The sequence below is a fragment of the Nocardia wallacei genome (assembly GCF_014466955.1).
In the GTDB taxonomy this organism is placed as follows: Bacteria; Actinomycetota; Actinomycetes; order Mycobacteriales; family Mycobacteriaceae; genus Nocardia; species Nocardia wallacei.
The window spans coordinates 4,697,166-4,721,144 of sequence record NZ_AP023396.1 but is presented as its reverse complement, the minus strand read 5'-3'; the positions used below and the strand labels follow the sequence as shown (position 1 = coordinate 4,721,144).

At 71.5% G+C, this 23,979-nt stretch carries 16 protein-coding genes; 13 read left to right on the top strand and 3 right to left on the bottom strand.

Translation table 11 applies throughout. The features are described 5' to 3' along the window. Positions 1-10: 10 nt before the first annotated feature. Complete coding sequence (locus NWFMUON74_RS20650) at positions 11-1,474, top strand: cytochrome P450 (protein WP_187683488.1); 1,464 nt, start codon at positions 11-13, stop codon at positions 1,472-1,474. Positions 1,475-1,481: 7 nt separating this feature from the next. On the opposite strand, the gene NWFMUON74_RS20645 is transcribed toward NWFMUON74_RS20650, so the two are convergent. After that, entirely contained in the window at positions 1,482-2,354 is an 873-nt protein-coding gene (locus NWFMUON74_RS20645) for a serine hydrolase (RefSeq protein ID WP_187683487.1), read from the bottom strand. 95 nt (positions 2,355-2,449) lie between these two features. Then, on the bottom strand, positions 2,450-2,656 hold the full coding sequence (locus NWFMUON74_RS20640; RefSeq protein ID WP_187683486.1) for a hypothetical protein: 207 nt from the start codon (positions 2,654-2,656) through the stop codon (positions 2,450-2,452). Between the two features lie 363 nt (positions 2,657-3,019). Here NWFMUON74_RS20640 and recC point away from each other — a divergent pair, with 363 nt between their 5' ends. The 5 genes from recC (at position 3,020) to NWFMUON74_RS20615 (ending at position 14,964) form a co-directional block, all read left to right on the top strand. After that, positions 3,020-6,421: an exodeoxyribonuclease V subunit gamma gene (gene recC, locus NWFMUON74_RS20635; protein WP_187683485.1), complete on the top strand. Its 3,402-nt coding sequence runs from the start codon at positions 3,020-3,022 to the stop codon at positions 6,419-6,421. Then, positions 6,418-10,029: a UvrD-helicase domain-containing protein gene (locus NWFMUON74_RS20630; RefSeq protein ID WP_187683484.1), complete on the top strand. Its 3,612-nt coding sequence runs from the start codon at positions 6,418-6,420 to the stop codon at positions 10,027-10,029. The genes recC and NWFMUON74_RS20630 overlap by 4 nt, the downstream gene beginning before the upstream one ends. A gap of 172 nt (positions 10,030-10,201) precedes the next feature. After that, the gene (gene recD, locus NWFMUON74_RS20625; RefSeq protein WP_187683483.1) at positions 10,202-12,079 is read left to right on the top strand and encodes an exodeoxyribonuclease V subunit alpha; all 1,878 of its coding nucleotides are present in this window, start codon (positions 10,202-10,204) and stop codon (positions 12,077-12,079) included. 411 nt (positions 12,080-12,490) lie between these two features. Next, complete coding sequence (locus NWFMUON74_RS20620; RefSeq protein WP_187689302.1) at positions 12,491-13,720, top strand: cytochrome P450; 1,230 nt, start codon at positions 12,491-12,493, stop codon at positions 13,718-13,720. An 11-nt stretch (positions 13,721-13,731) separates the two neighbouring features. Further along, on the top strand, positions 13,732-14,964 hold the full coding sequence (locus NWFMUON74_RS20615; RefSeq protein ID WP_187683482.1) for a cytochrome P450 family protein: 1,233 nt from the start codon (positions 13,732-13,734) through the stop codon (positions 14,962-14,964). 3 nt (positions 14,965-14,967) lie between these two features. On the opposite strand, the gene NWFMUON74_RS20610 is transcribed toward NWFMUON74_RS20615, so the two are convergent. Further along, a complete protein-coding gene (locus NWFMUON74_RS20610) occupies positions 14,968-15,666 on the bottom strand; it encodes a TetR/AcrR family transcriptional regulator (protein WP_187683481.1) in 699 nt (232 codons plus the stop codon). A gap of 128 nt (positions 15,667-15,794) precedes the next feature. Between NWFMUON74_RS20610 and NWFMUON74_RS20605 the strand changes: the two genes are divergently transcribed. From NWFMUON74_RS20605 to NWFMUON74_RS20575, 7 genes are all read left to right on the top strand, one after another. Continuing rightward, complete coding sequence (locus NWFMUON74_RS20605; protein WP_187683480.1) at positions 15,795-17,366, top strand: succinic semialdehyde dehydrogenase; 1,572 nt, start codon at positions 15,795-15,797, stop codon at positions 17,364-17,366. A 26-nt stretch (positions 17,367-17,392) separates the two neighbouring features. Next, positions 17,393-18,226 (top strand): SDR family NAD(P)-dependent oxidoreductase, encoded by an 834-nt coding sequence (locus NWFMUON74_RS20600; protein WP_187683479.1) that lies wholly within the window; start codon positions 17,393-17,395, stop codon positions 18,224-18,226. Positions 18,227-18,274: 48 nt separating this feature from the next. Further along, positions 18,275-20,332 carry an excinuclease ABC subunit UvrC gene (gene uvrC / locus NWFMUON74_RS20595; RefSeq protein ID WP_187683478.1) on the top strand — a complete coding sequence of 686 codons (2,058 nt, stop codon included), beginning with the start codon at positions 18,275-18,277 and terminating at the stop codon, positions 20,330-20,332. A gap of 126 nt (positions 20,333-20,458) precedes the next feature. After that, positions 20,459-21,430 carry an RNase adapter RapZ gene (gene rapZ / locus NWFMUON74_RS20590; protein WP_187683477.1) on the top strand — a complete coding sequence of 324 codons (972 nt, stop codon included), beginning with the start codon at positions 20,459-20,461 and terminating at the stop codon, positions 21,428-21,430. Further along, on the top strand, positions 21,427-22,521 hold the full coding sequence (locus tag NWFMUON74_RS20585; RefSeq protein ID WP_187683476.1) for a gluconeogenesis factor YvcK family protein: 1,095 nt from the start codon (positions 21,427-21,429) through the stop codon (positions 22,519-22,521). Before rapZ ends, NWFMUON74_RS20585 begins: the two co-directional genes overlap by 4 nt. Continuing rightward, a complete protein-coding gene (whiA, locus tag NWFMUON74_RS20580) occupies positions 22,512-23,495 on the top strand; it encodes a DNA-binding protein WhiA (protein WP_187683475.1) in 984 nt (327 codons plus the stop codon). The genes NWFMUON74_RS20585 and whiA overlap by 10 nt, the downstream gene beginning before the upstream one ends. 119 nt (positions 23,496-23,614) lie before the next feature. Beyond that, positions 23,615-23,947: a DUF427 domain-containing protein gene (locus NWFMUON74_RS20575; RefSeq protein ID WP_187683474.1), complete on the top strand. Its 333-nt coding sequence runs from the start codon at positions 23,615-23,617 to the stop codon at positions 23,945-23,947. Positions 23,948-23,979: the final 32 nt, after the last annotated feature.

The window sequence follows — 23,979 nt, the reverse complement described above, 5'->3', positions numbered from 1 at the left end:
GAGGCATGCCATGGTCAGCGTCGACCCTCGCACATACCGGGCCGATCGGGAGAACATCGGTTTCCTCGAGATTCCGGACCGCAGTCCCCTCGACCGGCTGCTACGTCGGCTGCCGGTGCGGGAGCAGACCCTGGCCACGCCGCCGCGCGGCAACGCGAACCGGGCGGTGCGCGGCGATGCCGGGCTGCCGTACCTCGGGCGGTCGCTGCAATACCTGCGCTGGGGCCCGGCGGAAATGCTGGACCGCTACCACCGCTACGGCCCGGTCGGCTACTACCGGTCGCTCGGTGTGGACCGGGTGTTCGTGGCGGGGCCGCAGGCCGTCGACGAGGTACTGGGCAAGCGCCGCAACGACTTCGGGCAGGGCTGGGACTATCTGATCGGCTCGTTCTTCCGGCGCGGCCTGCTGCTGCTGGAGTTCTCCGAGCACATGTTCCATCGGCGGATCATGCAGCAGGCGTTCACGCGGGAGCGGCTCGAGGCGCATCTGGCCGGGCTGGCCCCGGCGGTGGACGCGGCCATCGATCGGTGGGCGCCAGCGGGGTCGCGGCAGGTCCGGCTGTATCCGACGATCAAGGACATGACCCTCGAGGTCGCCGCCGAGACGTTCATGGGCGCGCGCACCGGGCCGGAACGGGCGCGCTTGGCGCAGGCGTTCCTGGACTGCACGCACGCGCCGCTGGCGATGGTCCGGTTGCCGCTGCCGGGTAGCGCGTGGCGGGCCGGGCTGCGCGGGCGGAAGGTGCTGGAGGAGTACTTCACCCGGATGCTGCCGGACAAGCGCGCGTCGGAGGGCGCGGACTTCTTCTCCGCGCTGTGCCACGCGCGCACCGAGGACGGCGCGACGTTCTCCGCCGAGGACGTGGTCGACCACATGATCTTCCTGATCATGGCCGCGCACGACACCACGACCACCACCGCCACCGCGGTCGCCTACTACCTGGGCCGCCATCCGCAGTGGCAGCAGCGGGTGCGGGACGAGGCGCTGGCGCTGCGGGAGCGGACCGGGGGCGCGCCGCCGACCATCGCCGACCTGGATCTGCTGCCCGCGCTGGACCTGGTGATCAAGGAGAGCCTGCGGCTGGTGCCGCCGGTGCCGGGCCTGGTGCGGCGGGCGGTGCGCGACACCGAGGTCGCCGGGCACTACATCCCCGCCGGTACCCACGTCGACGTCGCCTACGGCGTGAACCATCTGCTGCCCGAATTGTGGTCGCACCCCGCGCGTTTCGATCCGGAACGGTTCGGCGCGGACCGCCGGGAGGACAAGTCGCACCGGCTGGCCTGGATGCCGTTCGGCGCGGGCGCGCACAAGTGCATCGGCATGCATTTCGGCCTGCTCGAGGTGAAGGTGATCCTCGCCGCGATGGTGCGTGACTACGAGTGGCGAATCCCCGATGACTACCTCATGCCGTGGGGATTCAACACCATCCCGTTCCCGCGCGACGGCGCGCCGATGCTGCTGCGGCGACGGTGACCTCGGGTCAGCGGGCGAAGAGCAGTTCGGCGACGTGCGTGGTGGTCTGCTCGCCGTCGGTGTAGCCGCCCTGGCCCGCGACGTCGTTCATGATCGCCAGCGTGTAGCGCTCGTCCGGACCGGCGAAGCCGACCGAGTTGACCACCCAGCCGCCCTGCTCGTCGGACCAGCCGTTCTTCAGGCCCGGCTGCATGTCGGCGCCGGCGCCCCAGACGCCCCAGTGCTGGTTGGTGTCCACCTTGCGCATGCGGTCGACCAGGTAGGCGCGATCGTCGGGGTGCATGTGGTCGAGCGTGTTGTTCATCACCCGGTCCAGGTCGGCGGGCGAGCACTGCAGGAAACCCCAGTCGGGGAAGGGGTGGCCGCCGGTGGGCTGCGGGGTCAGGCTCGTCATGCCGTTGGCGCGGAAGGCGTTGACGAAGGCCATCCGGTCCGGGCCGGAGTACTTGTTCCACAGGTAGTCCGCGGCTCCGTCGTTGGAGGTGGCGAGCATGGACTCCAGCTGGTTGCGGTCCTCCGGGGTGAACACCAGCGCGCCGACGCGGGCGCGGTTGAGCACGTCCTCGGCGATCGCGAGCTTGATCGTGGAGGCAGTCCAGAACAGCGAGTCCGCGTTGCCGTTGCTGTAGACGTGGCCGGTAACCCGGTCGCGCACAACATAACCCGTGGTACCGGGGCGGCCGGCGAGATAGGCATCCACGGCGGCGATCCGGCCGGCGATATTGCAGTCGCCGGCGCAGCTCTGGTGGGCGGGCAGCGCCGACGCGGGGCCGGGCTGCAGGACGGGGGCACCCGCGATCAGGACGGCGGCGACGGCGCAGGCGCCGGCGGCCAGGCGGGTGGGACGAGTGGCGCTCGAGGTGGCGCGGGGATAACGCACGGTGAGCCACAATAGCCACCGTGGTGCGCGTCTCGCACCTCTTGAGGTCAGCTGCTCTTTGTGCTAGCGCCTCGGACGTTGCGGCGCACCGGTTTTCAGCGGAACGCGGCCAGCAGTTCCTCGACGCTGCGGCCGTTGAGCCGGTAGCAGTGCGCGAAGGCCTCGGTGTGCTGGTCACGGGGCCAGGAGTGCAGGACGGCGGTGCGGCCGTAGTGGCGTGAGTTGACCAGTTCCCAGCGCTCGCCGACCCGGCGCACCGTGAACCCGGATCTGGGCAGCAGGGGAATCACCGACGCAGACATGAACCGAACCAGCCTTTCGCTACTGCTCTCCCGTTACCTCCCCGCCGAGCACTGTGGCACATCGGATGGCGGCAGTACCGGTGACACGCGGAGCGAATTGCGGCCATCGCGGGGCGCCCGGCATAGTGGGCGGATTCGATTGTGTTGCTGGAAATTTGGTGCATCTCGGTCGTAACGGTCGAGGCAGTGGTCAGGGGCTCGCGGGAGGGTAGCCGGTAGTGGACCGCATGGTATGTGCCCCGAAGTCCGAGTCGCTTCGGGGGATCGGGGCGGGGAGTTTGTAGGATCGGCCAGCGACAGGCAACCACGAGGCATCCGGGCGGGCGGATCAGGGACGGCAAGGCGAGCGGAGAGAGGCGGCCGATGGCGCTGCACATCCACCGGGCCGAGCGGGCGGACACGCTCGCCGGCGCGCTGGCATCGCTGCTGGCCCAGCCGCTGGCCGACCCGTTCGCCGCCGAGGTGGTGGCGGTGCTCGCCAAAGGCGTGGAGCGCTGGCTGAATCAGCGGCTGTCGGGCGCGCTGGGCGCGATCAGCGGCGACGGCGTCTCGGCGAACATCGCCTATCCGGCCCCCGCGGCCCTGGTGGCGGCCGTGCTCGCCGGGGCGACCGGCGTGCCCGCCGAGGACGATCCGTGGGCCCCGGACCGGGCGGTGTGGGCGCTGCTGCGGGTCATCGACGCCGCACTCGCCGAACCGTGGTGTGCCGTGCTGGCCCGCCACCTGGGCGCCGAGGCGGCCGGGCGCACCCACCGGTCCGGCCGCCGTTTCGCGACCGCTGCCCGGATCGCGGCGTTGTTCGACGGATACGGAACCCAGCGTCCCGCCCTCATCGCCGACTGGGCCGCGGGCGCGGACACCGACGGCTGCGGCAGCACGCTACCGGACGACCTGCTGTGGCAGCCCCAGCTGTGGCGCCGATTGCGCGCCGAACTCGGCACCCCCAGCCCGGCCGAACGACTGGAAACCGCCTGCGCCCGCCTCCGCACCGACCCCGCCGTCGTCGATCTCCCCCAACGCATCTCGCTGTTCGGCGTGACCCGCCTCCCCGCGGACCAGCTCGCAGTGCTGTCCGCCCTGGGCGAAGGCCGCGACGTACACCTGTGGCTGGTGCACCCGAGCCCGGCGATGTGGGCCGAACTCGCGCGGCTGGGGGAGGGCGCGGGCGAGAAGCCCGGTGTGGCATCGGCTGAGCAGGCCGGGCGGGCCGGGGTGCGGCGGGTGGCGGATGTGAGTGCGCTGGTGGTGGGGCATCCGTTGCTCGCGGGTCTGGGGCGGGATGTGCGGGAGTTGCAGCAGCGGTTGGGGGTACTGGGGTCGGTGGTGGATACCTATCATCGTGGTGCGAACGAGAACGGTTCCGGCACTTTGCTTTCGGAGCTGCAGGGCGGAATTCGGGGTGATGTGTGGCCGCCGCGGGGCGTGTGCGCGGGGGACGGGACGGTGCAGGTGCACTCGTGTCACGGTCCGGCTCGGCAGGTGGAGGTGTTGCGGGACGTGCTGCTCGCGGCGTTCGCGGCCGATCCGACGCTGGAGCCGCGCGACGTGGTGGTGATGTGCCCGGACGCGGAGAACTACGCGCCGCTGGTGCGGGCGGCGTTCGGCCAGGCGGCTGCCGAGCCCGGCGCCCGGCCGCCGCACCCGGCGCACGGGCTGCGGGTGCGGCTGGCCGATCGTTCGCAGACCGCCGCCAACCCGGTGCTGACCGTCCTGGACGGGCTGCTGGCCATGGCCGACGGCCGGGTCACCGTGACGCAGGTGCTGGATCTGGCTGCCGCCGAACCGGTTCGGCTGCGCTGCGGATTCGACGACGACGATATCGAGCGGCTGCGCGAATGGGCGGCCGAGACCGGCGCGCGGTGGGGAATCGGGCAGCGGCAGCGGCAGGCGTTCGGGCTCGGCGACTTCGCGCAGAACACGCTCAACGCCGCCGTGGACCGCATTCTGCTCGGCGTCGCGGCCGGTGAATCCTGCGAGGACTGGCTCGATCTCGCGCTGCCGCTCGAGGACGTGGACTCCGGCGACGTGGACCTGGCGGGCCGGTTCGCCGAGTTCACCGACCGGCTGGCGGTGTGCGTGCGCGACCTGCGCGGGCCCACTCCCGCCGAACCGGCCGGATCGCAGCGCCCCGCGCACGAATGGACCCAGGTGCTGGTGCGCGCGCTGGACCTGCTCACCGACGTCACCCACGCGCAGACCTGGCAGGCGGTGCAGGCCCGCCGCGAACTGACCGCCGCGCTCGAGCACGCGGCGGATATTCCCTTGCGGCTCACCGATATCGCGGCGCTGCTGCACTCGCGTCTGGCGAGCCGCGGCACCCGCGCCAACTATCGCACCGGCGAACTGACCGTGTGCACGCCCGCGCCGCTGCGGTCGGTCCCGCACCGCGTGGTGGTGCTGCTCGGGCTCGACGACGACGTGTTCCCCCGGCCCGGCGGTGTCGACGGCGACGATGTGCTGGCCCGCGAGCCGCGCGTGGGCGAACGGGACGCCCGCAGCGAGGACCGGCAGCTGCTGCTGGACGCGATCATGGCGGCCGGGGAGAAACTGGTGCTGCTGCACACCGGCGCCGATCCGGTGACCGGCGCGTACCGGCCGCCCGCCATCCCGGTCGCCGAACTGCTCGACGTGCTGCGCGCTCACGTGGGCGGGCTGGACGGTGTGGTGACCCGGCATCCCTTGCAGCCCTTCGACAGTCGCAACTTCGATCCGGCGGAGCCGTTCAGCTTCGACGCCGTGGCGCTGGCGGGCGCGCGGGCGGCGGCGAGTCCCGCGCGCGAACGGACCGTGTTCCTGCCGGGCCCGCTGCCCGCCGCGGTGCGCACGGATGTCGAACTGGCGGAGCTGGTTTCGTTCGCCGAGCATCCGGTGCGCGCGTTCCTGTGGCAGCGGCTGGGCATCCGGGTGCCCGAGGAGGAAGAGGAGATCGACGAGCGCCTGCCGATCGAACTCGACGGGCTCACCAAGTGGAATATCGGCGAACGTATGCTGAGTGCGCGGCTCAACGGCGCGGACCCGGCGGCGCTGCGGGCGGCCGAGTGGCGGCGCGGCACCCTGCCCGCGTTCGGGCTGGGGGCGGCGGTGCTGACCGAGGTGGAGGGTACCGTCGACAAGCTGGTCCGGGTGGCGCGGCCGATGCACGAGGTGCCCGCGCGCACCATCGATGTGGCGGTCGATCTCGGCGACGGGCGGCTGCTCAGCGGCACGGTCCCGGACGTGCACGACGACGCCCTGGTCCGGACCACGTTCTCCCGGCTGGCGCCGAAGCACCGGATCGCGGCGTGGGTGCGGGTGCTGGCGCTGGCGGCGACCGAACGCAACCAGAGCTGGCGCGCGGTCACCATCGGCCGCGGGAAGTTCGGGCGGCCCGCCTGGCGCTCCACCCTCACCGCTCCCAATGCCGCTGCGGCCGGGTCGATCCTGCGTGATCTGGCGGACCTGCGCGACGAGGGCCTGGCCGAGCCCCTGCCGATCGCGCCCACCGCCTCGGCGGTGTACGCCGAACGCCGTTGCCAGGGTGCGAGTGTCGAGGATGCCCGGTTGGCCGCCGACCAGGAGTTCCTCGGCGGCCCCAACGGCCCCAAGGCTTTCGGTGACCACACCGATCGATATCTGCGCTACGTGTGGGGCCCCGCGCCCCGGCTGGAGCACCTGGAAACACCGCTGCCGGAACCGGACCCGGCGGGCGAGCCCACCCGCTTCGCCGCGCTGGCCCGCCGCCTGTGGAATCCGTTGCTGGCCACCGAATCCCAGGGGCAGCCATGACCGACGAACTGTTCTCCGTCACCGACCTGGAGCCCGCCCCTCACCCGCGCCGCCGCGCCCGCCCGGCCGCCACCTCCCACCCCGAAGCCGCCCCGGCCGACACCGCCGACCTGTTCGACCTGGCCTCCGAGCCCCGACCCCGGCCCACCCCGGCGGCGGGACACCCTGCCCGCAGCGCGGACTCCGAAGCCGTGGCGCCGGTGTCCGATGACTCGTCGGAGGACGCGAGGGTCGGCGAGCCCGCGGGTGCCGAACTGCCCGAGCCGCGCGGAGTCGCCGCACCCGCGGACGGCCCCGGCCTGGCGGGGGATGCGACCGGTGACGGGTTCGAACTGTGTGGTGCCTTGCCCGCGGGGACGACCGTGCTGGAGGCCAGTGCGGGGACCGGCAAGACGTACGCGATCGTCGGGCTGGCGGTGCGGTTCGTGGCCGAGGCGGGGGTGGATGTCTCGCAGTTGCTGCTGGTGACGTTCAGCCGGGCGGCGACGCAGGAGTTGCGGGAGCGGACGCGGGACAAGTTCGTCGCGGTGGCCGCCGCGCTGGCCGATCCCGGTACCGCGCGCGACAGCGACGACGAGCTGATCCGGCATCTGGCACAAGCGGATCCGGCGGAGGTCGGGCGGCGGCGGACCAGGCTGCTGGCGGCGCTGTCGGACTTCGACTCCGGCACCATCGCCACCACGCACAGCTTCTGCCAGCGCATGCTGGACGAACTGGGGCTGGCCGGCGAGCACGATCCGCGGGTGCGGCTGGTGGAGAACGTGGACGACCTGGTCGCCACCGTCGCCGACGATCTGTATCTGGCGCGGTACGCCCGCACCGGCCCGCCGTTCTCGGTGCGGGAGGCACATCAGCTGGCCGCCGCCGCGGTCCAGGACCGGCACGCGCGCCTGGTGCCCGACGAGGAGATCGGCGACCACCCCGCCGCCGAGCGGGTCGCCTTCGCGGCCGCGGTGCGCGCGGAAACCGAACGCCGTAAACGTATTTCGGGCCTGCGCGACTTCGACGACCTGCTGGTGCTGCTGCACGAGGTGCTCGCCGATCCGGTCCACGGCGACCGGGCGTGCCGCCGCATCCGGGAGCGCTACCGGGTCGCGCTGGTCGACGAATTCCAGGACACCGATCCGCTGCAGTGGGACATCCTGCGCCGCGCCTTCCACGGCCACGCCACCCTGGTCCTGGTCGGCGACCCGAAGCAGGCCATCTACGCCTTCCGCGGCGCCGAGGTGCTCAGCTACCTGGACGCGGTCGCCCATGCCGATACCCGCCGCGAACTCACCACCAACCGCCGCAGCGACGCCGGGTTGCTCGGTGCGCTCGAGCACCTGATGGCGGGCGCCGCGCTGGGGCACAAGGAGATCACGGTGCCCAAGGTGGCGGCGGTCCGCCCGCACACCCGGCTCACCGGCACCGTCGAGGCGCCGATCCCGTTGCGGGTGCGGTGTTTTCGGCGAGAGGGCGCGGGCCCGCGCAACGGCGCGGGCTTCCCGGCGGTGGGCCGCCAGCGCGCCCGGGTCGCCGACGACGTGGCCGCCGACATCGCGCGCCTGCTCGACTCCGGCACCCACATCGGCGAGGCGCCGCTGGGCCCCGGCGACGTCGCGGTGCTGGTACGCACCCGGGCGCAGATCGATATCGTGCGCGCCGCCCTGGACCGGGTCGGGGTGGCGTCGGTGCTGGCGGGCGGCGCCAGCGTCTTCGGCACCCAGAGCGCCGTCGACTGGCTGTGGCTGCTGCGGGCGCTGGAGCAGCCGCACCGCGCGGACCGGGTGCGGCTGGCGGCGGGCACTCCGCTGCTGGGCCTGTCGGCAGCGCAGATCGACACGGGCGGTGCGGATCTGGTGGGACGGCTGAGCACCCAGCTGCGCGAGGCGGCCCGGCTGTTCGGCCGCGCGGGTTTCGCGGCCGTGTTCGAGAAGCTCTCGGCGGAAACGGAATTGGCGCCGCGGCTGCTGGCGGTGGCCGGGGGTGAGCGGCAGCTCACCGACCTGCGGCACATCGCGCAGCTGCTGGATCGGGTGGCGCTGCGGGAGTCGCTGGGCCTGACCGCGCTGACCCGCTGGCTGGCCGATCGGGTGCGCGACCCGGCGTCGGGCGCGGTGTCCGACCGCAGCCGCCGCCTGGACCGCGACGCGGCCGCCGTGCAGATCGCGACCGTGCACGCCAGCAAGGGCCTCGAGTTCCCGGTGGTGTATCTGCCGTTCGCGTGGGACAGCGCCAAGAATCCGAACCCGGTGACGCTGCTGTTCCACGACGACGGCGACCGCGTGCTCGACGTCGGCGGCCCGGAGGCGCCCGGTTACGGCGAACGCAAGCGCCGCGGCGACGCCGAGGAGGCCGGTGAGGAACTGCGTCTGCTGTACGTGGCGCTGACGCGGGCGCAGTGCCAGGTGGTGGCGTGGTGGGCGCCCGCCTACGGCACCGCCTTCGCGCCGCTGCACCGCATGATGCTGGGCCGCCTGCCCGGCAGCGCCGAGGTGCCGGGCAAGAGCGAGGTCGCGACGGACGACGCTGTGCTGGAACAACTCTCGGCCTGGGCGGCGTCGGCCGGAGCGGGCCTGATCGGGGTGGAGCCGGTGACCCGGGTGCCGAAGATCCGGCCGCGCTGGGAGCGCGACGAGACCGCGGCCGCGAACCTGGCCGCGGCCGTCTTCGATCGCACGGTGGACGCCGACTGGCGGCGCACCTCCTACTCGGCGCTCACCGCGGGCGCGCACGACACCCACGCCGTCGCGGAGGAGACCCCCGGCGGTTCCGACGAACCGGAGACCCCGGCCGTCCTCGACGACGCCACCGATCTGGCCGACGCCGCCCCGTCGCTGATGAACGACCTGCCCTACGGCGCGGATTTCGGCACCCTGGTGCACGGCGTGCTGGAGCTGGTGGACACCGACGCGCCGGATCTGGCGGCCGAGGTGCGGGCGCGCTGCGGGCACGCCATCGAGGAACTGATGGCCGACATCGACCCCGAGGCGCTGGCCGCCGCGCTGCTGGCGGTCCTGCGCACGCCCTTCGGAACCGGTTGCCTCGCCGACATCTCCAGCCGCGACCGGCTCAACGAACTGGACTTCGAACTGCCGCTCGCCGGGGGCGACACACCGCGGGCCGCCCGGGTCACGGTGCGCGCCATCGCCGGTCTGCTGCGCCGCCACCTGCCCGCCGGCGATCCGTTCGCCGAGTACGCCGACCAGGTCGAGACGCTGGCGGACACCGTGCTGCGCGGCTATCTGACCGGCAGCATCGACGCCGTACTGCGCCTGCCCGGCCCGCGTTTCGTGGTGGTCGACTACAAGACCAACCGGCTGGGCGCCGAGGACCTCACGGTCGCCCACTACACGCGCGACCGCATGGCCGCCGAGATGATGCGTTCGCACTACCCGCTCCAGGCCATCCTGTATGCGGCTGCCCTGCACCGCTATCTGCGCTGGCGGCTCCCGGATTACGCCCCCGACCGCCACCTCGGCGGCATCCGGTACCTGTTCGTCCGCGGCATGATCGGCCCCGAAACACCGCCCGGCTGCGGCGTTTTCGACTGGGACCCGCCGGTCGCGCTGATCGAGGACCTCTCGGCGCTGCTCGCCGGTGACCTCCCCGGAGCGCTCTCGTGAGCGCCCACGCCGCGGCTGGACCGGCGCGCGAACTGTCCGGCGCCGTCTCCGGGTGCGGCGACCGCCGACCGCCCGGCGAGGTGCCGACGGCGGGGAGCCGTGGAGACGGTGCGATGCCTGGGCGGGAGCAGGGCCGTCGGATACCTCGGAGGACTGTGCGAGAGGACGCCCGGTGACGGCGATTCAGTTGGCGCAGCGGGCGACCGGGCTGTTGCGCACCTTCAACACGGCCGGGGTGCTGTCCGCCGCCGACATCCACGTGGCCGTGCGGCTGGGCCGGTTGGGGCGCGAGGATTCGGAGCTGGTGCTGCTGGCGGCGGCACTCGCGGTGCGCGCGGTGCGGTCCGGGTCGGTGTGCCTGGAACTGCGGCGTATGCACGAGATCGGCGTGGACGCTGAGGGTTTCGACACCGGTAATCCGGATGTCGTGGATCCCGCGACGCTGCCGTGGCCGGAGGTGGACGCGGTGCTGGCCGCGTTGCGAATCAGCCCGCTGGTGGCGGGCAGCGCGGCCGGGCCGCTGCGCCCGCTGCGGCTGGTCGAGCACGAGGGCGCGGGCCCGCTGCTGTATCTGGACCGCTACTACCGGCAGGAGCAGACCATCCGCCGCGCGCTGACCGAGCGCGCGGCCGGGCATCCGCTGGTCGACCCGGAAACGATTCGGCGGCAACTGGATCGGCTGTTCCCCGACTCCGCGGGCCCCGGTGATCCGCCGGACCGCCAGCGCGTGGCCGCGGCGCTGGCCGCCACCCACTGGACCACCGTCGTGGCCGGTGGCCCCGGTACCGGCAAGACCCACACCATCGCCCGCATCCTGGCCCTGCTGGTGGCGCACCAGCAGGCCGTTCCGGGCGCCCCGGCGCTGCGGATCGCGCTGGCCGCGCCGACCGGCAAGGCCGCCGCGCGCCTGCAGGAATCGGTGCGGGAGCAGGCGGGCGACCTGGAACTGCCGGACCTGACCGCCGCCACCCTGCACCGCCTGCTGGGCTGGCAGCGCGGCGGCGCCACCCGCTTCCGCCATCACGAATTCAACCGGCTGCCCTACGACATCATCGTCGTCGACGAGACCTCGATGGTGTCGCTGACCATGATGAGCCGCCTGCTGCCCGCGGTGCGCCCCGACACGCGGCTGGTGCTGGTCGGCGACCCGGACCAGCTCGCCTCGGTGGACGCCGGCGCGGTTCTCGCCGATCTGGTGGCGGGGCCGGTCGTCGGCGCGCCGAACCCGGTGCTCGAGGAGATCCTCGGCAGCCCGGCCGCCGACCATCCCGACGCGCTGTCGGTGCGCGAGCGGGATCGCTTGCGCGGCGGCATCGTTCGGCTCACCCGCGGCCGCCGCTTCGGCGGTCGGATCGCGGCGCTGGCGGTGGCGGTGCGGGCGGGCGACGCGGAGACGGCGCTGGCGCTGCTGGCCGACGGCGGCGACGAGGTGTCGCTGCGGGCCCCCGACGACACCGCGGACGTGCGCGCCGATGTCGTGCGCGCCGCGCGCGAATCGACCGCGGCCGCCGAACGCGGTGACGCCGCGGGCGCGCTGGTGGCGATGGAATCGCATCGGCTGCTGTGCGCGCACCGGCAGGGACAGTTCGGCGTGGAGCGCTGGGACCGGCTGGCCGCGGGCTGGGTCGCGGCCGCGGGCATCGGGACTGAACCCGGTGCGGGGCAATGGTTTCCGGGGCAGCCGCTACTGGTCACCGCGAACGATCACGAGGCGCGCATCTACAACGGCGATACCGGCGTCATCGTGCGCGGTGCCGACGGGTCGCTGCGCGCGGCACTGCAGCGCGGCACCGAGCCCTATCTGGTGCACCCCACCCAGTTCCCGGGCGTCACCACGGTCTACGCCATGACCATCCACCGCAGCCAGGGCAGCCAGTACGGCACGGTCTCGGTGGTGCTACCGGGCCCGGAGTCGACCCTGCTCACTCGTGAATTGCTCTACACCGCCATCACCCGCTCGCGCCATCGGGTCCGGATCATCGGCACCGAGGAGGCCATCCGGGCGGGCATCGCGCGCCGGGTGCTGCGCGCCAGCGGTTTACGCGCTTGATCGGCGCCCGCGCGCCGATCGCGCCAGCCGCTTTCGATATCGTCGCACGCGGCATCGGATCCGGCCGCAGGTGAGTTGTCCTCACGTTCCGTTTTCGCAGGATCGTCCAGGGCGCAGGGTGTTTCGTGCTGTCGCAGGCCCGGGTTGCCATGCCGTCCGAGTCGTCACCGGGTGATAGCGAATTGGCATAGTTCATGGTGGGGGCGGCGCATGCGTGAGTTCCCAAGGGCCGCTGCGCAATCGAGAGAGAATTCGTCGCACTGCTGCTAATCTGGAACGGCCGTCCGGTTCTTCCGGCCGGTAACGCTCGATTGGTCAGTCTAGCTTCGCGCGGTCCATTGCGTGCGGAGTTCGTTGTGCTGCAATGGTTGTGAGGTGAACGCTTCAGTGTCGTCCGGCCCGCAGACCACCATGCCCGGAACATGTCCGGTCCAGGGGTCTCCCATCGATTCCGACGGCCCGCGCACGCTGCTCGACACCCCCGAGTTCGCTGCGGATCCACACGGTTTCTACCGCACCATGCGCGACCGCTTCGGCTCGATGGTGCCCATCGAGCTGTCCCCGGGAGTGCCCGCGACGCTGGTCATCGGCTACCGCACGGCACTGGAGATCCTCAACGATCCAGAGCATTTCCCGGCCGATCCGCGGCACTGGCAGGACTCCGTGCCGGAGGACTGCCCCGTGCGGCCGATGCTGCAGTGGTATCCCAACGCGCTGCGCAACGCCGGGTCTACGCACGCCCGCTACCGGCAGGCCTACGTCGCCGCCATCGACGGCATCGACCTGCACGCGCTGCATTCGACGGTGGAATCGATCGCGGTCCCGCTGATCAACACCTTCTGCGAGAAGGGCTCGGCGGATCTGTTGTCGCAGTACGCGTTTCCGCTGGTGTTCGAGGCGCTCAACCGCATGGTCGGCTGTTCGGCCGATATCGGCCAGCGCGTCGCCACCGGGATGGCGGCGCTGTTCGACACGGTCAACGCGGCCTGGGGCATGCAGCACCTGTCGGAGGCGCTGATGGAGCTGATCCAGCTGCGCCGTGCCGAACCCGGCGACGACGTGACCTCGCGCCTGGCCCACCACTCGGCCAAGCTCACCGACGAGGAGATGCTCTACAACCTGATCAGCTTCTACGGCGCGGGCATCGAGCCCGTGCAGAACCTGATCAGCAACACGCTGCTGCTGATGCTGACCGACGACCGATTCGGCGGCGGCGTGCTCGGCGGCAGTATGTCCACTCGCGATGCGCTGGACGAGGTGCTGTTCAACGACCCGCCGATGGCGAATTTCTCCGTCACCTATCCGCGCCAGCCGATCCTGATCGACAACGTGTGGCTCCCCGCGAATCAGCCGGTGGTGATCAGCCTGGCCGGGTGCAACAACGATCCGTCGATCGCCGGCGGCGACCGCACCGGCAACCGCTCCCACCTGGCGTGGAGCGCGGGCCCGCACGCCTGCCCGGCGCGCTCGGTGGCCTACCTGATCGCGCAGGACGCGATCGACCAGCTGCTGGACGCCCTGCCGGAGCTGGAACTGTCCGGCTCGCGCGCCGACATCAGCTGGCGGCCGGGCCCGTTCCACCGCGCCATGGCGGCGTTACCGGTCAGCTTTCCCCCGGCCCCACCGTTGAATCTGGCGTAAGGAGAACCCCGATGGCGCACGATCCGATTGTCCTGGACCTCGCCGGTACCGATATCCAGGCCGAGTCGGCGCGAATCCGCGAGCGCGGCCCGATCGCCGAGGTGGTGCTGCCCGGTGGGGTGCCGGCCTGGTCGGTCACCGATCAGGCGGTGCTGCGCAGCCTGCTGGCCGATTCGCGGGTGTCGAAGGATCCGCGCCAGCACTGGGCCGCCTTCATCAACGGCGAGATCACCGAGTCCTGGCCGCTGCTGCCGTGGGTGGCCGTGGACAGCATGTTCACCGCCTACGGCAAGGACCATCGGCGGCTGCGCAAGCTGGTGTCGCCGGCGTTCACGCACCGGCGCACCACCGCGCTGCGGCCGCGCATCGAGGAACTGATCACCGACCTCCTCGACGATCTGGCGACCACCCCGCCCGGTGCGGTGGCGGATCTGCGCAGCCGCTACGCCTACCCGGTGCCGATCCGCGTCATCACCGAATTGATGGGCGTGCCGGAGCATCTCGGCCCGCCGATGCACAAGTGCGTGGACGGCTTCTTCGACACCTCGTTCACGCCCGAGCAGGCGCAGGCCAACTACCTCGAGATGTTCCGGCTGGTCAGCGAGCTGGTCGCGTATCGCCGCGAGCAGCCCGGCGACGACATCACCAGCGTGCTGCTCGGTACCCGCGCCGAGGACGACGGCTCGGAGCTGACCGAGAAGGAACTCGTCGACACCCTGATGCTGGTGATCAACGCCGGCCACGAGACCACGGTCAATCTGCTCGATCAGGCGATCACCGCGCTGCTGACGCATCCGGGCCAGCGCGCCGCGGTGGTCTCCGGCGAGGTGCCGTGGTCGGATCTGGTGGAGGAGACGCTGCGCTATCAGGCGCCGGTGGCCCATCTGCCGCTGCGCTACGCGGTCGAGGACATCGAGATCGACGGCGGCTACCGGATTCCCAAGGGCGAGGCGATCCTCGCCTCCTACGCCGGGGCCAGCCGGGACCCGAAGATCCACGGCGAGACCACCGACGAGTTCGACGTCCGCCGCAAGACCAAGGATCAGCACGTGGCGTTCGGGTACGGCGCGCACCACTGCCTCGGCGCGCCGCTGGCCCGGCTGGAGGCGACCATGGCGTTGCCCGCGCTGTTCCAGCGTTTCCCGAAGCTGAGATTCGCCACCGACCCGAAGGAATTGGCGCCGGTGGCCAGCTTCATCTCCAACGGCCACGCGACGCTGCCGGTATATCTCGACGGCGAATAGCACTCAGCCGGCCGGCTCGAAGATGCCGGGAATCGTCAGCGCGAGTTCGACGTCCTCGCGCCGGCCGAGCGTGACCAGCACACTGCGGATCATCGTCAGCCGGGCCGCGGCCACCTCCTCCGGCCGCGGTTCCCCGCCCGGCGCGGCGGCCGCGGACACCCGGTACACCACGAATTCGCAGACCTGCAGCGCCGTATCGAGGTCCAGCGGGCTGGGCAGCGGGCGGCCCAGGTCGGCGAACTTCGCGCGGACCAGCGCCCGGATGTCATCGAACGCCTCCTCGCGGTAGGTCGACACGGGTGACGCCGGATCGTGCAGCTCGGCGAAGACCGGGCGCAGCATGGCCCCGTGGCCGCGCGCCCAGTCGAGATAGGCGTCGATGATGCCGATGCCCAGCTGCACCGGCTCGTCGGAGTTCTCCAGCGCCTCGCGGATGCCGCCGACCAGTCCCTCGTTGGAGGCGGTGAGCAGAACGTGCAGCGGCGCTTCGGCATTGGCGAAATACCGGTAGAACGTCGGCCGGGCGAGACCCGCGCGATCGATGATGCGCGCGACACTGAGCCCGCGTGAGCCGTGCGCGGTGAACACGTCCGCGGCCGCCAGCACGATCCGGGCGCGCACCTCGTCGGCCTGCTCGGGGGTCTGGGGCGGGCGGCCGCGGCGGGCGCGGCTGTGCGGTGTGGTCACAGCGTCGCGCGGCATCTGTGATTCCTCCCAGGTCGGTACCCGGCGCTTGACACTGCGCGCCCGAACTCGATTAATCTAACACCAGTGTTACGCTAACACTGGTGTTCAACTAATTCTGATTCCGCCGATCGAGAGGGCCGACGATGACGACCGCCCCGCACCTCGCACCCGCCGACGCGCTGCCGGAGCCGCTGGTGCGGCGACTGCTCACGCACGCGACCGCGGGCGGCGCCCCCGCGGTCGAGATATTCGCCCCGGCGACCGGGCGCAAGATCGCGGATCTGCCGCAGTCGTCCACCGCGGACATCGAAGCGGCCTTCACCGTCGCGCGCGCGGCGCAGCGGCAGTGGGCGCGGGTGCCGGTGCGGGAGCGCGCGGCGGTACTGCGCCGGTTCCACGATCTGGTGCTCGCCGAGCAGGACGCCATCCTCGACATCGTGCAACTGGAGTCCGGCAAGTCCCGCGTGCACGCCTTCGACGAGGTGGGCGACGTCGCGGTCAATGCCCGCTACTACGCCGCCGCGGCGGAGAAGCTGCTGGCCCCACGCTCGCCGCGGGGCGTGCTGCCGGTGCTGACCCGGGTGGAGGTGCGCAACCGGCCCAAGGGCGTCGTCGCGGTGATCTCGCCGTGGAACTACCCGCTGGCGCTGGCCGCCTCCGACGCGCTGCCCGCGCTGCTGGCGGGCAACGCGGTGGTCGCGCGGCCGGACAATCAGACCGCTCTCACCGCGCTGTGGGCCATCGACGCCGCCGAGCGCGCGGGCCTGCCGCAGGGCCTGTGGCAGGCGGTGCTCGGCCGCGGTTCGGTGATCGGCGGCGAGGTGATCGCCCGGGCCGATTTCGTCGACTACACCGGTTCCAGCGCGACCGGCCGCACCATCGCCCGGCAGGCCGGGGAGCGGCTGATCGGCTACTCCCTGGAACTGGGCGGCAAGAATCCGCTGCTGGTGCTCGCCGACGCGGACGTCTCGGCGGCGGCCAGGATCGCGGTGCGGGCCTGCTTCGCCTCGGCCGGGCAGCTGTGCGAGTCGATCGAGCGAATCTACGTGCACGACAGCGTGTACGACCGCTTCGTCACCGAATTCGCCGCGCGCACAGCCGACTTGCGGCTCGGCTCGGCGCTCGACTACTCCTACCAGATCGGCTCGCTGACCTTCCGGCGCCAGCTCGACACCGTCGCCGCGCATGTCGACGACGCCGTCGCCCAGGGCGCCACCGTACTCGCCGGTGGGCGCGCCCGGCCCGACCTGGGGCCGTACTTCTACGAGCCGACCATCCTCGAGGGCGTGCGGCCGGGTATGACGGTGTACCGGGAGGAGACCTTCGGACCGGTGGTGTCGGTGTACCGGGTGCACAGCGACGACGAGGCCGTCGAGCAGGCCAACGACACCGCCTACGGCCTGAATGCCAGTGTGTGGAGCCGGGATACGGCACGGGCCCGCGAGATCGCCGCCCGCATCCACGCCGGTTCGGTGAACGTCAACGAGGGCTTCATCGCGGCCTGGGGCAGCGTCGCCGCCCCGTCGGGTGGTCTCGGCATCTCCGGCGGCGGGCGCCGGCACGGGCCGGAGGGGCTGCTGAAGTACATCGACACCCAGACCATCGCCGTGCAGCGGGCGCTGCCGATCGCGCCGCTGCCCGGCATGTCCGAGGCGGTGTGGGCCAGGACGCTCACCCTGTACTTCGGTGTGATGAAGGCCTTGCGGCAGAAGTGATCCCGCGGAAATCGACAGGGGAAGTGATGGATATGGATACGGTTGCCGGGCGGAAGGTGCTGATCACCGGGGCCGCGATGGGGCTGGGCAAGTCCTTCGCCGAGCGTGCGGTGCGTGAGCTGGCCGCCGACGTCGTGCTGTGGGACGTCAACGAGCAGGCGCTGAAGGAGACCGCGGCCGAACTGGCCGCGGCGGGTACCTCGCGAGTGCACCACTACGTGGTCGACGTGTCGGACGCGGCGGCCATCGCCGAGGCGGCGGCCTCGGTGCGAGCGGATGTCGGTGACGTCGACGTCCTGGTGAACAACGCGGGCATCGTGCGGGGCAACGGCTACTTCTGGGAGACCCGAGACCGGGCCGACATCCATAAGACGGTGGCCATCAATTCCCTTGCGCCGATGTACATCACGCTGGAGTTCCTCCCGGCGATGGTGTCCGGCCGCACGCCCGCGCGGGTGCTGAACATCGCCTCGTCGGCGGCCCTGGTGGCCAATCCGCGCATGAGCGTCTACGCCGGGTCCAAGTGGGCGGCGCTGGGCTGGTCGGATTCGGTGCGGCTGGAATTGGAGCAGTCCGGCAACGACCACGTCAAGGTCACCACCTTCTGCCCGACCTACATCAACACCGGAATGTTCGAGGGCGCCAAGGGTTTCTGGTTCACGCCCATCATCGAGCAGGAGGAAGCGGTCGACACCGCGTGGACCCGGATGAAGAAGGGCGACCCGCTGGTGGTCATGCCGTGGACCTCGCGGTTCAACCGCGCCGTCTCCGGCCTGCTGCCGCTGAAGGTGCGCGACTTCTACCTCGACACCGTCGGCGTCTACCACTCCATGGACGAGTTCACCGGCCGCAAGGGCTAGCCGTCGGCCGTGCCCGGGGTTGTCAGGGCTGGTGGATAGGCTTGTCGGGTGGCAGATCCAGCGACCTACCGGCCGGCGCCGGGCACCATTCCGCTCGAACCCGGCGTCTACAAGTTCCGGGACGGGTTCGGGCAGGTCATCTACGTCGGCAAGGCCAAGAGTCTGCGCAATCGGCTGAACTCCTATTTCGCCGATGTCGCCGCCCTGCACCCGCGCACCCGCCAGATGGTGACCACCGCCGCCAGCGTCGAGTGGACGGTCGTCACCACCGAGGTGGAAGCCCTTCAGCTGGAATACAACTGGATCAAGGAGTTCGACCCGCGGTTCAACGTCCGCTACCGCGACGACAAGACCTATCCGATGCTCGCGGTGAGCATGAACGAGGAATATCCGCGGGTGTTCGTCTACCGGGGTGCGCGCAAGAAGGGTGTCCGGTACTTCGGCCCGTACGCCCACGCGTGGGCCATCCGCGAGACGGTCGACCTGCTGCTGCGGGTGTTCCCGGTGCGCACCTGCTCCGCCGGGGTGTTCAAACGGCATCGGCAGATCGGCCGCCCGTGCCTGCTCGGCTACATCGACAAGTGCTCCGCGCCGTGCATCTCCCGGGTCAGCGCCGAGGAGCACCGCCGCATCGCCGAGGACTTCTGCGACTTCCTCTCCGGCAAGACCGACCGGATGGTGCGCGATCTCAAACGCCAGATGCAGGCCGCCGCCGAGGACCTCGACTTCGAGACCGCCGCCCGCCTGCGCGACGACGTGCAGGCGCTGGAGCGCGCCCTGGAGAAGCAGGCGGTGGTGCTCGGCACCGGCACCGACGCCGACGTGGTCGCCTTCGCCACCGACGAACTCGAGGCCGCGGTCCAGATCTTCCACGTCCGCGACGGCCGGGTGCGCGGCCAGCGCGGCTGGGTGGTCGACAAATCCGGCGACGCCATCGACGAGGTGGAACCGGGCGGCGAGCTGCCCGCGCTGGTCGAGCAATTCCTCACCCAGTTCTACGGTGAACAGGCGGCCTTCGCCGAGCACACCGACACCGAGACCCCCGCCACCGTGGTGCCACGCGAGGTGCTGGTGCCCACCCTGCCCGGCGACCCCGAACAGATCCAGGGCTGGCTGACGGAACTGCGCGGCGCCGGAGTGCAGCTGCGGGTGCCCCAGCGCGGCGACAAGAAGGCGCTGATGGAGACCGTGCAGCGCAACGCCGCCGAGGCGCTGGCCCAGCACAAACTCAAGCGCGCCGGTGATCTGACCGCGAGATCGGCTGCGCTGCAAGGTATTCAGGATGCCCTGGACCTCGACAGCGCTCCGCTGCGCATCGAATGCGTCGACATCAGCCACGTGCAGGGCACCGATGTGGTGGCCTCGCTGGTGGTGTTCGAGGACGGGCTGCCGCGCAAATCCGAGTATCGCCACTACACCATCAAGGAGGCGGCGGGGGAGGGCCGTTCCGACGACGTCGGGAGCATCGCCGAGGTGACCCGGCGGCGGTTCTACCGGCTGCGCCGCGACCTGGAGGCGATGGAGGCCGCCGATCTCCGGTCGGGCCCGGTGCCCGCCCCGGAGGTGGTGGCCCCGCTCGTGGACACCGGTGACGACACGGAGCCGAACATCCCGCCGGGCATTGATCCGAAGACGGGCAAGCCGCGCAAATTCTCCTACCCGCCGAACCTGTACGTCGTCGACGGCGGCGCGCCCCAGGTGAACGCGGCCGCCGAGGTGCTCGACGAACTCGGCATCACCGACGTCGCGGTGATCGGCCTGGCCAAACGCCTCGAGGAGGTGTGGGTGCCGGGCGAACCGGACCCGGTGATCATGCCCCGCACGAGCGAGTCGCTGTATCTGCTGCAGCGGGTCCGCGACGAGGCACACCGCTTCGCCATCACCTTCCACCGCAGCAAGCGCTCGCGACGGATGACGGCGTCGGCGCTGGACTCGGTGCGCGGCCTCGGCGCGTCCAGGCGCACCGCGCTGGTCATGCACTTCGGGTCCGTGGCCCGATTGAAGGAAGCTACGGTGGAGGAGATCACGGAGGTCCCGGGTATCGGGGTCGCGACGGCGAAGGCCGTGCTCGCGGCCCTGAACGCGAGCGAGGCGAACGGCGGATGACGGCGCCCGGCGGTGGTACCGGTTGATGGAAACGGTCACGGCTCGGTTTCCTGCCGCGTGTCGGACGACGCGCCCGGGCGCAGGACAGGAAGATCGCATGACAGGCAGACACGGATCCGGTAGGACATGACCAGCGTCGAATCGAACAGCAGCGCGACGAGCCCGTCGCCCGCGCGCCCGCAGCCCGGCGATGCCGCGGCGCGGCCCGGACAGGGCGCGCGTGTCGAGGTCGTCATCGTCACCGGGCTGTCCGGCGCCGGGCGCGGCACGGCGGCGCGAGTGCTCGAGGATCTGGGCTGGTACGTCGCCGACAATCTGCCGCCGGAACTGATCGGGCGGATGGTCGAGCTGGGCGCCTCCGCCGACCCGCCGATCCGCAAGCTGGCCCTGGTGATGGACGTGCGCAGCCGCTTCTTCACCGGCGACCTGTCGGGCGTCACCGAACAGCTGCGCGGCGCGGGGGTGCGCACCCGGGTGCTGTTCCTGGAGGCCTCCGACGACGTGCTGATCCGCCGGTTCGGTTTCGCCCGCCGCCGCCACCCGCTGCAGAGCGAGAGCGCCGACGGCACCCTCACCGCGGGCATCGCGGCCGAGCGCGACCGCCTGTCGAAGGTGAAGACCGCCGCCGACCTGGTCATCGACACCACCGCGCTGTCGGTGCACCAGCTGCACCGGCATCTCGAGGAGGCCTACGGCGGCGGCGCGCCCGCCGCTCTGCAGATCACAATCCAGTCGTTCGGTTTCAAGTACGGAGTACCGCTGGACGCCGACATGGTGTTTGATTTGCGTTTCCTGCCCAATCCGCATTGGGTACCCGAGTTACGCGAACACACCGGACAGGACGCGGTGGTCAGCGAGTACGTGTTGTCCCGCCCGGGCGCGGAGGACTACCTGCGGACCTGTCGCCACCTGATCGATCTGACGACCGACGGGTACCGCCAAGAGGGGAAGCGTTACATGACCGTGGCAGTGGGCTGCACCGGCGGCAAGCACCGCAGCGTGGCGATAGCCGAAGCGCTGGGCGAACTACTACGGAGCAGAGAACCCGACCGCAACGATGTCGTCCGGGTGGTCCATCGGGATCTGGGGCGCGAATGACCGATAGCGAGACCACCGCGGCCGAATCCGATACCGGGCCTGCGGCGGACGGTCGCGAGCCCGAACCCGCCCTCGTCGCCCTGGGTGGCGGGCACGGGCTGTACGCCACCCTGACCGCGGCCCGCCGCCTCACCCGCACCATCACCGCCGTGGTCACCGTGGCCGACGACGGCGGCTCCTCCGGTCGGCTGCGCGCCGAACTCGGCATGCTCCCGCCGGGCGATCTGCGCATGGCGCTGGCCGCGCTGGCCGAGGACCCCGACGGCGTGTGGGCCCGCGCGGTACAGCACCGCTTCGGCGGCACCGGCGCGCTGGCGGGCCATTCGGTCGGCAATCTGATCGTGGCGGGCCTGACCGAGGTGCTGGGCGACCCGGTCGCCGCGCTCGACGAGGTGGGGCGAATCCTGCGCACCACCGGCCGGGTGCTCCCGATGTCGCCGACCGCGCTGACCATCGAGGCCGACGTGTCGGGCCTGGAGGCCGATCCGCGCGTGAGCCGCTGCATCCGGGGCCAGGTCGCGGTGGCGACCACGCCGGGCAAGGTACGCCGGGTGCGGTTGATTCCGTCCGACCCGCCCGCGAGCCCGGAGGCCACCTCCGCCATCGAGCACGCCGATGTGGTGGTGCTGGGTCCCGGATCCTGGTTCACCAGCGTCATTCCGCATGTGCTGGTGCCCGAATTGCGTGCCGCGCTGGTACATACCAGGGCACGAAAAGTGCTGGTACTCAATCTCGCTGCCGAGCCCGGGGAGACGGCCGGATTCTCCGCCGAACGGCACCTGCATGTATTGTCCCAGCACGCACCGGATTTCGCGGTCGAGGATGTGGTGGTGGATTCCGGCTCCGTACCGGAGGGTAGAGAACGCGAACATGTGGCAAGAGCTGCCGAACAGCTGCGTGCGCGGGTAACCTTCGCTGATGTCGCCGAGGCGGGGACGGACCGGCACCATCCTGGAAAGCTAGCCGCCGCACTGGATCAGGTGATCCGGCAACCTCGGCCGGAATCAGCAAGGCTTCGAGTCGAAGGACGGCACATGGGCCGGCAGGTGCGGTCCGCGTCGGGTGGAAAGGAGCGGGTCTCGTGGCGATGACAGCCGAGGTCAAGGACGAGCTTAGCCGTCTGTCGGTCTCGCAGGTGAGTTCACGCAAGGCGGAACTGTCGGCGCTACTCCGGTTCGCCGGCGGCCTGCACATCGTCGGCGGCAGAGTGATCGTCGAGGCTGAGGTGGACATGGGATCCATCGCGCGTCGGCTACGCCGGGAGATCTTCGAGCTGTACGGCTACGGCTCCGATGTGCACGTGCTCGGCGCCGGAGGTTTGCGCAAGACCTCCCGCTACGTCGTACGGGTGTCGAAGGAGGGCGAGGCGCTCGCCCGGCAGACCGGGTTGCTGGATGTGCGCGGCCGTCCGGTGCGCGGGCTACCGGCCCAGGTGGTCGGCGGCAGCATCGGTGACGCCGAGGCCGCTTGGCGGGGCGCGTTTCTCGCGCACGGCTCGCTGACCGAGCCCGGCCGCTCGTCGGCGCTGGAAGTGAGCTGCCCGGGTCCGGAGGCCGCGCTGGCACTGGTCGGCGCGGCGCGGCGGATGGGCATCTCGGCCAAGGCGCGCGAGGTGCGCGGCACCGATCGGGTGGTGGTGCGCGACGGCGAGGCCATCGGCGCGCTGCTGACCCGGATGGGCGCCCAGGACACCCGCCTCACCTGGGAGGAGCGCCGGATGCGCCGGGAGGTCCGGGCGACGGCCAACCGCCTGGCCAATTTCGACGACGCCAACCTGCGCCGGTCGGCGCGCGCCGCGGTGGCCGCCGCGGCGCGGGTGGAGCGCGCGCTGGAGATACTCGGCGACGATGTGCCCGACCACCTCGCCGCGGCCGGGCGGCTGCGCGTGCAGCACCGCCAGGCGTCGCTGGAGGAGCTGGGCCAGCTGGCCGATCCGCCGATGACGAAAGACGCTGTGGCGGGCCGCATCCGGCGCCTGCTGTCGATGGCGGACCGGCGCGCCAAGGAACTCGGTGTGCCCGATACCGAGTCCGCGGTCACGGCCGAACTGCTCGAAGACGCGTGAGCCGACCGGGCCGGTCGAAACGACCGGCCCGATTCCGGCACACCGGGAAGAAATCGGCCCGTGGGCGGCGCTGTATTCGAGGAGTGCGCGTTCGCGCTTCCGACAGAAGGGGCACCATCGTGACCGTTGGACATCGCATCACCGTCGAGCAGGGCACCCAGCACGTGCGAGTGCGGCACGGCGACACGATCCTCGCCGAGAGCAGCCGTCCGCTGGTGCTGCGCGAGACCGGCTGTCCCGTGCGCTACTACCTCCCACCGGAGGACGTGCGCACCGACCTGCTGACCCCCTCCGAGACCACCTCGTTCTGTCCGTTCAAGGGCACGGCCGCGTACTGGTCGGTTCCCGACGCGCAGGATCTGGTGTGGGCCTACCCGCAGCCCAACGACGACGTGGCCGAGATCAAGGACCACTTCTGCTTCTACGACACCGAGGAAGTCGCGGCGGGCTGAGGCCCGTCCGTTCCTCCCGCCCGAGACCCGTT